8 protein-coding genes and 2 pseudogenes are annotated in these 13,618 nt (G+C 28.4%); all 10 read right to left on the bottom strand.

Annotated elements, in window-relative coordinates; genetic code table 11:
- Positions 1 to 28 precede the first annotated feature (28 nt).
- Positions 29 to 3,112, bottom strand: a complete 3,084-nt coding sequence (locus J3359_RS15670) for an efflux RND transporter permease subunit (RefSeq protein WP_208077945.1) — start codon at positions 3,110 to 3,112, stop codon at positions 29 to 31.
- A gap of 34 nt (positions 3,113 to 3,146) precedes the next feature.
- On the bottom strand, positions 3,147 to 4,265 hold the full coding sequence (locus J3359_RS15665; protein WP_208077944.1) for an efflux RND transporter periplasmic adaptor subunit: 1,119 nt from the start codon (positions 4,263 to 4,265) through the stop codon (positions 3,147 to 3,149).
- 61 nt (positions 4,266 to 4,326) lie between these two features.
- A pseudogene (locus J3359_RS18590) lies at positions 4,327 to 5,314 on the bottom strand (IS30 family transposase).
- A 222-nt stretch (positions 5,315 to 5,536) separates the two neighbouring features.
- Positions 5,537 to 6,523, bottom strand: coding sequence for a glycosyltransferase family 2 protein (locus J3359_RS15655; protein ID WP_208077940.1), 987 nt, complete (start codon positions 6,521 to 6,523; stop codon positions 5,537 to 5,539).
- Complete coding sequence (locus J3359_RS15650) at positions 6,513 to 7,859, bottom strand: hypothetical protein (RefSeq protein ID WP_208077938.1); 1,347 nt, start codon at positions 7,857 to 7,859, stop codon at positions 6,513 to 6,515. Before J3359_RS15650 ends, J3359_RS15655 begins: the two co-directional genes overlap by 11 nt.
- 316 nt (positions 7,860 to 8,175) lie before the next feature.
- Positions 8,176 to 9,353, bottom strand: a pseudogene (locus J3359_RS15645) (IS3 family transposase).
- Positions 9,354 to 9,426: 73 nt separating this feature from the next.
- Positions 9,427 to 9,909 (bottom strand): hypothetical protein, encoded by a 483-nt coding sequence (locus tag J3359_RS15640; protein ID WP_208077936.1) that lies wholly within the window; start codon positions 9,907 to 9,909, stop codon positions 9,427 to 9,429.
- Positions 9,910 to 10,074: 165 nt separating this feature from the next.
- Complete coding sequence (locus tag J3359_RS15635; RefSeq protein ID WP_208077934.1) at positions 10,075 to 11,097, bottom strand: virulence RhuM family protein; 1,023 nt, start codon at positions 11,095 to 11,097, stop codon at positions 10,075 to 10,077.
- A 1-nt stretch (position 11,098) separates the two neighbouring features.
- Positions 11,099 to 12,436, bottom strand: a complete 1,338-nt coding sequence (locus J3359_RS15630) for a phage integrase SAM-like domain-containing protein (protein WP_208077932.1) — start codon at positions 12,434 to 12,436, stop codon at positions 11,099 to 11,101.
- A gap of 437 nt (positions 12,437 to 12,873) precedes the next feature.
- Positions 12,874 to 13,512, bottom strand: a complete 639-nt coding sequence (locus J3359_RS15625) for a carbohydrate-binding family 9-like protein (RefSeq protein WP_208077931.1) — start codon at positions 13,510 to 13,512, stop codon at positions 12,874 to 12,876.
- Positions 13,513 to 13,618: the final 106 nt, after the last annotated feature.

Genomic DNA, 13,618 nt, shown 5'->3' with positions numbered 1-13,618 from the left:
ACAGCCAATAAATAGTATGAGTATAAATTTAGTTTTTAACATGATACTTCAATTTTGAAAGATAATAATAACATAGCGGAATAAAATATAGGCTTACTAAAGTTCCTAAGAGCATTCCACCAATTAGAGCAATTGCCAGAGGCGCTTGCAATTCCGTTCCTAAACCACTTGAAAATAATAAAGGTACAAGTGCTAATATTGTAGTTAAACTTGTCATTAAAATAGGTTTTAAACGACGTTGACCAGCAATTAACAAAGCTTTTATTAAAGAATAACCTTGACGTTGCAGCTGTATAATTGTATCCACTTTTAAAATAGAATCGTTTATAATAATACCACTCATAACTACAATACCAATCATTGACATTAGGTTAATACTCATGCCAAATAACTTTAAAAATAAAAACGCTCCTACTAAATCTAAAGGAACTTCTAATAGAATAATTAATGGGGTGGTAAAGGATTCAAATTGGGAAGCTAAAATAAAATATAGCAGTAATAAAGAAATAAATAATACTATTTTTAGCTCGCTAATTAATTCTTGATTAGTAAAGTAACTTCCTGTAAAACTTACATCATACCACTGGTTTTTATGAACAATATTCCTAATAGATTTTATTGTGTTTTCTACTTGGTTATTGTTAAGTTTAAAATCTAATGGATAATATTCGCCTTCTGTCCCTCCACGAATAGTTTTTAAATCTTTTCCAGAAACAACTTTTATAAAATCTTTAATATGAAACACTGCATTATTACGAGCTGTTACTGTGGTTTCGTTTAAAACAGCATTGATTCTTTTGTTTTCTCCTCCTAAAATAACAGGAACAAAATTCTGATTATCTACAATTGATAAAATTTCTCGTTCGTTAAAGGCACTTTTTAAAGTATTATATATTGTATTAGTATTTACTCCATAAGTCATTAATTTTTCTTGATCCACTACTAAGGCCATATAATCTTGCCAAACAATAGGTTTTAATTCTAAATTAACTAAATCTCCTTGTATTTGATGCCATACTTTTTTAAGTTCATTGTTTTGACTACTTCCTAAATTCTCTACATTTCTTATTCTTGCTGTTAGAGTTGGTTCATCTTCAGAAAAGATAAGGTTGAAAATATTATCTACATCTTTATAATTATATAAAGCAATTGGATATTCTTTTTGAATATCTTTTTGTAATCTATTTTTAATTTCTTCTAATTTTTCAGGGTTTTTACATTGTAAATATAATACGGTTTCAGACGCTTTAGCTTCGGTACCTTTATCTAATATAAATTGTTGTTTACCTACTAAAGCTGTTTGATTTACTAATTTTTCTTTTATGGGTTTTAACAATTTTAGAATACGTTTTTTATTTTCCTCAACATGAATTTGTTCATTCCAATCGATTTTTAACAAAACTTCAGTTTTTGTAAAATGAGGCATTTGTGTTTTTGGTAGCATTGTAAATAAAACAAAACCAAAAATTAATAGTAAGAGACAAATACTCCATGAAATTTTTTGCTTTCGCATTACCCAGCGAAAGCCTTTTTCATATAAGTTTGCATAATCTAAGGTATTTGTTTTAATTAAAAATTGAGTTATTCGTCCTGGCTTATGACTGTCTTTAAAATGAAATAATCGATATAATACAGGTAATAAAGTTATTGAGACAAAAAAGGATGCAAATAAACCTATACTAATTGCCATAGCTTGGTCGTAAAATAATGCACCGCTAATACCACTTAAAAATACTAATGGTAAAAATACTGCACAAGTAGTTAGCGCAGAACTTAACAAAGGTTTTATCACTTCATTTGTTCCTTTAACACATGCATGATTTAACTTAAAACCCTTTTCTCTATACTGTGTAATATTATCAATAACAATAATTGAGTTATCAATCATAAGCCCAATACCTAAAACCAGGCCTGATAAAGAAATAATATTGATAGAAATTTCAAATAGTTGAAAAAACAACAAACAAATGATGATAGAAGTTGGAATTGTAACACCAATTAATAATGGAGATTTTACATTTTTTAAAAATAAAAACATAATTCCAAAAGCTAATAACATACCCCAAAGTAAACTTTGAAACAGATTTTTTATGGCGTAGTCTAATAATTTAGTTTGATCTCTTGTAATTTTAAAGTCAATATTTGGGTAATCTTTTTCAAAATAGCCTAAAAGATTATTCAATGCATCTTTTAAATCTCCCATTCGAGCATCACTTTGCTTTATAATTGCCATCGTAACAGCTTCTTTACCGTTAGACAATACCAAGCCAGTTCTTTTCTGTGGATGTTCAATAATTTTAGCAAGATCTTTTAATTGATATACGCGATTATTTTTATGAATATAAATATCTCTTATTTCTTGAATATTCTTTAAAGTATTTCCTAAACGAACATCGTATTGATACTGACTATCTTTAATAAGCAGACTACCTATGTTTATGTCGTATTTTTTTATATTCGACTCTAATTCATCTAAGCTAATACCTATAGAAGTTATTTTATTATAATCAGGAATTATTAGTATTTCTGGTGTTACCAAACCACTTATATCTACCATAGCGACTTCATTTACCTGTTCGATGCGTTTACGGATTACCTGATTCGAAAAACGATTAAAATCGACAAAATCTTGAGATACGGGATATAATTTTTTATTGGAATCTTTAATGTTTCTATCTTTTTTTAAAGTCATATTTAAATAAAAGACAGGAATATCAGTGGCGCTAGCTTTAATTACTTTTGGCCGTTTCATTGTTTTAGGGAAATTCCCCATGGCGCGGTCAATCTTTTCGTTTACTTCTATAAAAGAATAATTTATTTTAGTTCCGTGATTAAAACGCAGGCGTATTATACCGGTTTCGCTACTGGTCTCGCTAGTTAAATCTTTTAAATGACTAAGTTGCATTAGGTTTCTGCGAAGTGGTTTTACTACAGCATCTTCTAGTTGCCTTGCAGACATGTTTTCTGCGGATACTTGTACCGTAATTTCAGGAATATCTATATTAGGCATTAAAGAAACAGGAATAAAACCAAAAGCATATAATCCTAAAATAATTACAGCTAAAGCGGTCATTAAAACGGCTATTGGTTTTTTGATTAGGAATTTTACCATGAATCTTTTTATTTAATAAAAATATTAGTATTTACTAATCATTAGTTTTAAATGATTTGATACTAACTTCTGTATCATGTGCTAAATTTAAATTACCAGAAACTACAATAGTGTCTCCTGGTTTTAGTGATGCGCTGCTTTTATCTGGGTTCGGAATTACGGAATATTGTTTGCTATTCTCATTGGTAGTTTGTACATAGGTCCAATAGGTTTTTCCTGAATTTACAGTAAATAAAACTTCTTGATTCTGACGTAATACAACCGATGATTTAGGAACTACAAATTGATTAGGAATGTCTTTTTGAATAAACACCTTCACATTCATGCCTTCCAATAAACTACCGTCATTTTTTACTTTTGCCTTAATCAATATAGTGCCATCTTTTTCTACTTGTGGATTGATGGTTACTATTTGTCCTTGATAGGTTTTATTTAGTGCAAAAGGCTCAATTTGTATTTGACCGTTAACTGCAACTTCTGAAACTTCTGATTCTATAAGATAAAATTCTACTTCAAAAACAGCGTCGTTTATTATGGTCATTATTTCTGTGCCAGCATTAATTTGCTCATGCTGTTTACTTTTAATCGTCGCTATTTTACCATTAAAAGGTGCTATAAGTTTGGTGGCTTTTAACCTAAACTCCGCATTTTTTAATTCATGTAAAGCATCTTTATAGCCAGAACGTATGGCGAGCATTTCATATTCTTCATTTGGTATACTATCTTTATTAAAAGTTTCGTAACCACGACCTACCAGCTTATCTTGTAACTCTAGCTCTGTTTTTTTTATATTTATTTTTGCTTTTGTATAAGCTTGTTCGTAAGTGAAATTTTTTAATATCGCTAAGGTTTGTCCTTTTTTTACGTAATCTCCATTTTTAACAAATAGCTTTTTTAAATTTTCACTTACGTCAAACTTTAAAATGTTTTTTTGTAAAGCAACTAATTTCCCATTACTTACAATTTCTTTTTTAAAATTTCCATACTTTAAAATCATTACATCTACTTCATTTTTATCTGGGAAATATTGTTTTTTTTCTATGGAATCCTCTTTTATCTTTACCTGCTCTTTTTTACATGAAAATAAAATTACTAAAAGGCACGTAAACAATAGTGACTTTTTTAAAAAATAAGATAATTTTAATAGCTTCATTTTAATGGTGTTAAATTTTATTAGTATTATTTACAATAACTATTCTATTAATTTCGTAGATTCAAGTACCAAGTGCAAGTTTTAGATTTTGGTTAATAAATTGATAAAAAACCTCTTTAGGGGTTCTGTATCCTAACTTTGTTCTTGGTCTATTATTGAGTTTTTGTATCGTTTCAGAAATATCGTTTTGTTTGACATTATCCAAGTGTTTATTTTTTGGAAAATATTGTCTGATAAGTTTGTTCGTATAACTCGTTAAGTTCACGTTCCCAAGAACTATAGGGGTGAGCAAAATAGACATCACAATTTAATTTTTCTGCTATTCTCTTATGTCCTGCAAACTCTTTACCATTATCATTGTTAAAATTGTTCGAACCCATTCTTTATGTGGTGCTAAAGTGTTTATAGTCATTTTTGTAATCATATCTGCTTTTCTTCCTGTCACATTTTCAATCCATAAAAAACTAGAATAGCGATCTACAATGGTTAATAAAGCTCCTTTATGGTCTTTTCCAATAATTAAATCAGATTCTAAATTACCTACTCTTTCTTTGAGTTCTACAATTTTTGGACGTTTTTCTATGGACATTTTATCGGGTATTTGTCCTCTATTGGATTTACTTCCATACCTTTTTTATATTTTTTTGACCTGTTCCTAGTTCTTTATAAAGCAATCCTCCTTGTTTTTTATCTTGCCAAACATATTATTGGTAAATTCGCTCGTGAGAGGCCATCTGTATTATTTTAAGTTTACACCAACCAACTATCTGTTCTGGAGACCATTGAAATTTAATCATTTTTTCTTTGATTATTTTTTTTCATTTCCGTTGAAAAAATAGTCTTATAATGACCTTCTTTTTTACGCTCATCAGCTAATTTTTGTACGTGTTTAGCACTATAAGTCCTAGGTTTTGAGTTCCTTTTCAATTCTCTATAAAAATACTTTCATTAATACAAAGTGATTTAATAATCTCTTTTTTACTAATTTTTGCCTTAAGCAGTAATTCTATTGAGTACCTTTGTTCGAGAGTTAATTGTTTGTAGTTCATATCACAAATCTTTGACTTTTTTTGGACTTTTCCTAACGGGGTAAAACCCGTAGGAAAATCCTATCAAAAACTTGCACTAGCATTTGAATCTAGGGTGTATTACATTAAGTCGATTTTTTTATAATCGTTTATCGTATACTATATTTATTATATACTAAACACCTTATATTTCCATTAATTAGTTAAAGCAAATACAAGTTTTTTTATTAATACTTTATTTAACTAAAACACTACCGCCCTCCTTTCTTGCTTATTAGTGATTCTTTCTTTTGTTTTATTTTCTATTTTAATATTAGTTTGGCTTATTAAATAATGTGGGCGCTGTTTATTTTCTATATAGATTTTACCTATATATTCGCCCATAACCCCTAGTACCATTAATTGTATCCCCGATAGAAATAATATAGTTGCTATTATGGAAGTCCAACCAGAAACCGTTAAACCTAAAAACATAATTACAATAGCATATATTCCATAAGCAAATGCTAAAATTGCGAATACAATTCCAATAGAAAGTGCTATTCGTAAAGGCTTTATACTAGAACTTGTAATTCCATTACTTGCGAGAGATATCATTTTTTTATACGAATACTTAGTGCTACCGTGGATACGTTTTTCTTGATTGTAATCTACAGTGGTTTGTTTAAAACCTATCCATGAAAATAGACCTCGTAGATATAAATGTGTTTCCGGCATGTTCCGAATAAAAGTGGCTATTTTCTTATCAAATAACCTGAAATCTGCAGCATTAACGATAACTTCTTGATCTGATAAAGTTGATAAAAACCAATAAAAACTTTTTGAAAACCATTTTTTTAGAAACGATATTTTTGCATTTTTTTTTCTGGTTGCTGTAATTACTTCAAACCCTTTTTTCCATAAAGAAATCATTTTTAAAATTGTTTCTGGTGGATGCTGTAAGTCGGCATCCATAGTTACCAGACAATCTCCTTTTGCATAATCTATACCCGCCTTAATAGCTGCTTGATGTCCAAAATTTCTTGAAAAATAGATGTACTTTATATTTTTGTTTTTTTGAGAAACTAATGCAATAATTTGTGCCGTATTATCAGTACTACCATCATTTACCAAAACAATTTCATATTTGTATTCGGCTAATGTTTTTTCTATTTTACTAATTAGCAGAAAAATATTTTCTGCCTCGTTATAACAGGGAACAATTATAGATATTAAAAAATTATTCATCATTTTTTTTTATTAAAAGTGAATCTGTTTTTCTTAATGCCTTTCTCTTTTCAATTAATTCATTTACATTTTTTTTCATAGTTACGGTGTCTTTCCATACTTTGGTTCTATTAAATGTATGCACTCCTAAAAACAATATATAGAGTAGTAATGCCATAGCTATTTGTTTTTTATAAGCTTTATATTTAATAAGAAGATTATCTAAGAACCAGACCATAATTAAGGCCATACCAATGATACTTAAATACATAAACCTATCTGCAGTAATATAAGATCGGGGAAAAGGAAGAATATGTAGTACCAATAACAAATTAATAAGAAAGAATAAAAAACCAAAAATTACCAACGTATTTTTTCTTTTGTATTGACTCCACACAAAAGAACCCGTAATAAATACCAATATTAAATATCCCCAATAAAATAAAGGTAATGTTTCCCCTTTCACTATAGGGAAAGAGTGGAAAAAGTATAATTTCACAGGTGCTATACTTCTAAAAATATACTCCATAAAGCTATAGGCTCCCATAGCTATGCGTTGATGTAAAGGAAATGAATTATCTACAATAATATTTCCTAAATTATATAATGAAGAAAAATACCAAAAGCCAAGTGTCATTACAAGAAAAGGTAGTTTCTCTAATAATACTCTTTCTTTTAGTATGCTAATATTTAGTTTCAAATATTTAAAACGCCCATATACATAATCGAATAACAATAGATTGAGTGGTAAAATAATAGCTTGTTCTTTTGATCCAAAACTTAAAGCATATAATAGAGCTATAATCGCTAACCAAATAAATTTTTTGTTACGGATATAGCGAATATAACTATACAATGTAAGAAGCAAGTAGAAACTATACATTATAACTTTTGAAGCACTTACCCATGCTACAGATTCAACTTGCATAGGGTGTATCGCAAAAATTAAAGCAATAAATAGAGCATATAAGTGAATGCGCTTTTTACTAAATTTTGTTTTTACTTTTTTAATAATATCTTTTAAAATATAAAATACTAATAACACATTAAAAATATGAAACAAAAGAAATGTAGTATGGAATGCTATCGCATTAAAACCGAACAGTTCATAAACTGCAATATATACTAAGGTATTTATAGGAGAGTACTGCCCGTGATAAAAATCTGTAAAATGATATTGGATGTTTTCAAAAGAGGCATCTATTACAAAAGGGTTTTCTAAGACCTGCCAAGTATCATCCCATCCTGTTTGGAATTTATTAAAAAAGGTTGGTAGAAATACAATTAATATCAATAAAACTAATATATATGGTGCGAACCAAATAACATAGTTTGTTGTTTTTTTTATATTACTCTTCATTTGCTGGGTTAGTTCTAATGATTTTTTCCTATTATATTTAAATAGGAAAAAGAGTGAGTTTATGTCTAAAAATGTTAGATTTATAAAAATAAAATATAAAAACCTATACTTTATTATATCTTAAAGACATATTTTTTTACAAATATTTAATATCTTATTATTTATAAGGGGGGGATTTTAGTCAAATAAGGGTAATTTATAGTCAATAATTATTATATTAACCCGTTGTGCATTTTAAATTATGCTAATTTTAGGTAGTATCCCAATAAGTGTGTAAGTAAAGTTATGGACTCCCTAATAAATTTGGTACTATTTTTTATGCTACTTTTTGATTGTTTTTAATTTTTAGATTTAATTCAAATTCTGCTGGTGATTTATACCCTAAAGCAGAGTGTATTCTCTCAATATTATACCAATTAATATATTCTTCAATTGTCTGATAGGCATGTAAATAGGATTTAAATTTATACCTGTTAGTACATTCATATTTTAAAGTTTTAAAGAAGCTTTTTGCTACTGCATTATCCCAACAATTACCCTTTCTACTCATGCTTTGTGTAATTTTAGTATTTTTCCTTAATGCGTTTATCATTTTATTTGAAGCATACTGTACACCTATATCAGAATGAAAAATATGATTATTGGTAATATTTCTCTACTTTCTAGCTAATATCCAAGCTTTATAAACAGTATTTTCTGTGGTTATATCATCACTTAAAATCCATGATACTATTTTTCTGTCTGCTAAATCAAGAATAGTTGTTACGTAGTTCCATTGGTCATTTATTTTTATATAGGTAATGTCTAACACCCATTTTCCACCAATCTGTAGGCTTTTAAAGTTTCTATTTAATACATTGCCTGCTATTGGAAAATGGTGGTTAGAATCAGTAGTAATAACTTTAAATTTCTTACTTAAAACACTCTTTAAACCAAGTTCTCTTATTAAAATAGAAACATAGGATATAGAATAAAAAAGGCCTTCTTTTTGAAACGCTTTTTGAATACGCAAACTACCATAAACTTGTTTGTTTTGATTAAAAAGTTCTTTTATTCTCATTTTTAAATGGATTAATGATAGCTTTAGCTTTTTTACCCCCCTTTGTTCTAAGCCAAGTGTAATAAGCGTTTTTACTAACTCGCATACAGCTACACATCTTTTCAACAGGAAATTCATTTCTATATATCTATATATTTTTATAAAATGATACCTTACCTGTCGCTCTTAGAAAAGATGCTTACTACCTTTTTTAATATATCTCTTTCTAGTGTTGTCTCTTTTAAAGCTTTTTCTAATGCTTTTATCTTTAATGTTGATTCTAAATCCCTTTTAGGTGAACTCCCGTTTTTTTCTTTTGAAAACGCTTTTCGCCACCTATTAATTGACGCTAAACTAACAGAATATTCTGTAGATAGTTCTGAAACAGATTTACCTAATTCTAATAATGAAACAATGGTCTTTTTAAGTTCCTGGTCATAAATTATTTTTCCCATAATACAAATGTAATTTAATCACATAAATTCGTACCAACAAAACTAGACATTCCATTTTTTGCGTTGCCTTATTTTAGTTACTAATAACTTTTAACCTATCTATTCTACCTAAGATGTAATTATCTGTTTCTTTTTCAAATTTCCAATATTTTTTCGACTTCTTTCTCACAAAAAACTCTAAACCAAACACATCACAATTTTTAAATTCTTTTGACAAAACAAATCTTTCTAAAAACACTTTGTTTTTAAATTGCTTATATTTAATTTCTATTTTCTCTTTAAAGGAATAATCCCTAACCTCAACTATCCATTTTTTACAATCAGGATAACCCTCTAATAACTTTAAATTATGTTTTCTTGAATAACCATAGGCAACATCTCTGAAATTTCCATTTTTTGACACTATAAATAATTTATGTACTTCTGAAGGAATTGACTCTTTGGTTTCACTATCAATGTAGGCAATACCACCAGTATTGCTAATACTTAAATCGAAAAAACTTTTTAGTTTAGTGAACTTGCCTTTATCGTGTAATAAAAAAGTTATTACTTCCATAGTTCTATTGGTTTTCTATTTTTAAATAGTCGTTTTGTCCTTACCCCAATCTTGCCCTTTTAAACATTTACACAAAATTGCGTTTTCTTTCCACGTATTAAACTTTTTCTATTTTGTTTACATATTTCTGCAAACGTGTTAAGGTTTTTCAATTTTGATAACACCCTACTTTTTTTTATTTCCTTTTAATAGTTTTATTTGCTTATCAAAGTCCGATACTATTTTTTGCGTTTTATTAAACTGGTCGTATTCCTTACTTGCTTTATTTACTGCTTTGGCGTGTGATACTTTCCTTAAATGTGGTAATACTTTGTACTCATTAAAGGTTAAAAACTTATTTACACTTTCTGCCAGTTGCTCCATAGTAAAGGTGTTTCTACGCTCGATAAGGTTTTCGATATAATCAAAATACCCTGTTACGGTACGCTCCAGCTGTTTAATTTCTTTTTCTTGCAGATAGTTCTTTGCTATTTTAGTATCGGATTTTAGTATTCTACCGTCAGGTGCATTTTTCCAGGTGGTTAAACCCATATTTTCTTTTTTACTGCCTGCTTTTAAATACACTATTTCGGCTGCGGTTTTTCCTGTAATAGCAAAATGAAATTTGTTTTGTACCATAGCATAAAAGTTCTTTGTAATTTCCGAATTTGGATTATAATCTATGGTACATTCTCTAAAAATATCGGTTACTTGTTGGTAAATTCTACGTTCACTTGCACGTATAGACCTAACACGCTCTAAAAGTTCTTTAAAGTAATCTTTGCCAAAAACCGCATCGCCTTGTTTCAATCTATCGTCATCCATTACGAACCCTTTTATAATATACTCTTTTAGGGTTTGGGTAGCCCATATTCTAAACTGGGTTGCTTGTATGGAATTTACACGATAGCCAACCGAGATAATGGCATCTAAATTGTAAAATCTAACTTGTCTTTGTACATTTCTGTTTCCCTCTTTTTGAACTTGTAAAATTTCTTTACAAGTTGAAACCTCATCAAGTTCCTTACTTTCAAAAATGTTCTTTAAGTGGGTGGTTATATTTTGTGGTGTAACATCAAACAATTCTGCAAGACTTTTCTGCGATAGCCAAATAGTATCATTTAGTAATAATACTTTTAAATTAACTTTAACATTTGGTGTAGTGTAAAGAATAAAATCGGATTGATTATTTGGAATTAGTTCACTCATTTTATTGGGTTGCTACGTTTTTAATTACTTCTAATTGTGGTTTTTCTTTGTGTTGTTCTTTCAATGCTTCGTTTGCCCAAATTTGAGCCAACTGCAAACCATAATCTAACGGCTTTTTACCAATATACTCTAAAAACATTTTTTCGGTACTATGTGCCGTTATATTCATTAGTAGAGGTATTGAGTATTTAGGGTCTCCATAAAAATTAGTAGCGAAACTTCTACGACAGATATGCGAACTAACAAACTTGTATTTTTCATATTCGCCCTCAATGGTTCTTTTACGTTTGGAGTCGTAAGCATTACCCTGTACTACCTCGTCTATTTCTGCTATTTTACATACTTGTTTTAAGTATCTATTAAACAATGTCTTGTTACTGTCTATATTCTTTGCAAATACTGGCGGAAACTCGCCATTGCGTTTATCTAATATCTTTTTTACTTCTTGGTGTATAGGTATTTGTACCAGTTTTTCGGTTTTGATTTGCTCTAATACAATAAACTCAAATGATTCTAACCTTTGAATAAAACTACTATTCATACGCAATAAGTCTGATACTCTTTGCCCAGTATAACAACCAATAATCAACCAGTCCTTTGTTATTTCGTGGTTTGGGTTATTGTAAGTAGTCTTTTTTATTTGTTCTAACTCGTCAAATGATAATGTGATTTTAGGTACTTTAACCGTAAATCCTTTGAAGTGGTTTAATTGTGGATTGGTTTCAATTCCGTTTTTTTGAGCATCTAAACAAATACTTTTTACAAACTTTAGATAACGCCCTATTGTATTATCACTCAAACGACCACTATCAGAAAAGAACTTAATTAATTCGGTTCTGAAATGTAAATCAACATCTTTAAGTAATATTCTTTTTTTACGGTGCTTTTCAAACTCAATGAGTTTATTTACAATAGTTCGGTATTTCTTCTGTGTAGATTTTGAAACTCCTTTTTTACCTTTTTGAGTTATCTTATAATCTAAATTTGATATAAAGTTTTCGCCATAAGGAACTAAATAATGTAACTCTTGATTGTCTTTTTTAATTCTATTGAAAAAAGTATCAATACAATTTTGCAACCAGTCACCGTTTATAATCTCTAAATCATTAACCCTATTTAATTTTTTAGTAATAAAAGTATCTAAATCTTTTAATTTTTCTGAAAGGTTTTTATTGTCTGCAAAGTTTTGCTTTGGTAATCGAGTTTTAGTACTCCAGTCTTTTGGGTTTATTAACAATCCTGTTTTACGAAATATATCTTTATTTCTACCTAAAGTTAATCGCAGATAAATGGGGGCGTTTTCTTTTTTACTTTGTAATATAAATTTAATCGTTGCCATTTTCTAACTTTTGAACACTCAAAAATACCACTTTTAAAAAATCTACACAACATCTACACAACATTTACTCAACATTATTAAATTGTATTCAATTTAGTTAAATCTCAAAAAGTAATTAAAAACCCTTATAAATATTGATTTTATCAATAATACTCAATATTTATAAAGGTTTTGCAAAAGTGTAAAATTGCATCGTTTACCTCTCGGCGTCTCCACAAAATAAAACCTCTTAATTATTTGATAATTAAGAGGTTTTTTAGTTTTTTTTTAAATAAATATCATTCTAATGATACAGGAAGAGGAATCTTACAAATTGTAGTTATAAATTATGAAATTTCTCTTATCGTTGACAATGACATAAAAAATAAATATCTACAGATCAATTTATTAAAACAAAATTCTATATTGTTTCTTAAATCGGGCTCACGTTTATTATACTAATTTTCAAGAATTAAGGCTCCAAAAGAAGAAGGTGTATGAAAATTTGGTGTTTCTGTTTTTGGATCTATCCAAGGAATCCAAGTTGGTTTAAACGAGTTATCTTCTTGTTCGTTGTACTTTGCTCTGTAAATACCTGTTTCTATTTTTCCATCTTTTAAAAGGTTTAAATCTTTTAAAGATTGAAAGGTAATTGCAATTTCTACAATAAAATAATTAGTTTCAATCGTTGATTTTACTTCAATCTCTTCTAAGGGCCAGTTCCAATTAAAATCGAAATCTTTGTTTGGTTTTGCTTTAAAATCCATAATTCTACTTAATGGATCTATTTCTAAACAATAGTAAGGATTTAGTGATGCATCGCTTCTAAAAAACAACTCTACTCTGTCGGAATTATTAATGCTATCGTTTTTATCTTTTGAAGGATGAATATAAACACAATCATCATCAACTTTAAACTGAAAAAAGATTTTTTCTGAATTATGAACGGCTTTAAATTCTATTTTTTTTATTAGTTCTTCTTGCCAAGGAGAAGAAAAATCGGTTAAGCTATTTGCTTTTTCCCAAATAGAATGATTTCCTTTTCCTGAAAGAATTACTTCTTTATTTTCGACTTTATGTACTTTGTATATTTTCAATACCTGTGATTTTTGTATACTAATCTTAAAAGTTAGGCTACTAATTTAAATTTTTATACTTGTTTTTTTATACTTAATAATTTTTCTCTTATTATTTTTGCTTTTT

The organism is Polaribacter cellanae (assembly GCF_017569185.1).
Lineage (GTDB): Bacteria > Bacteroidota > Bacteroidia > Flavobacteriales > Flavobacteriaceae > Polaribacter > Polaribacter cellanae.
This window is presented reverse-complemented; position numbering and strand designations above follow the sequence as displayed.

What these genes read in the sequence shown, in the direction of transcription:
- J3359_RS15670 (WP_208077945.1), bottom strand. Translation starts at nt 3,112, where the DNA reads ATGGTAAAATTCCTAATCAAAAAACCAATAGCCGTTTTAATGACCGCT.
- J3359_RS15630 (WP_208077932.1), bottom strand. Translation starts at nt 12,436, where the DNA reads ATGGCAACGATTAAATTTATATTACAAAGTAAAAAAGAAAACGCCCCC.
- J3359_RS15640 (WP_208077936.1), bottom strand. Translation starts at nt 9,909, where the DNA reads ATGGAAGTAATAACTTTTTTATTACACGATAAAGGCAAGTTCACTAAA.
- J3359_RS15655 (WP_208077940.1), bottom strand. Translation starts at nt 6,523, where the DNA reads ATGATGAATAATTTTTTAATATCTATAATTGTTCCCTGTTATAACGAG.
- J3359_RS15650 (WP_208077938.1), bottom strand. Translation starts at nt 7,859, where the DNA reads ATGAAGAGTAATATAAAAAAAACAACAAACTATGTTATTTGGTTCGCA.
- J3359_RS15665 (WP_208077944.1), bottom strand. Translation starts at nt 4,265, where the DNA reads ATGAAGCTATTAAAATTATCTTATTTTTTAAAAAAGTCACTATTGTTT.
- J3359_RS15635 (WP_208077934.1), bottom strand. Translation starts at nt 11,097, where the DNA reads ATGAGTGAACTAATTCCAAATAATCAATCCGATTTTATTCTTTACACT.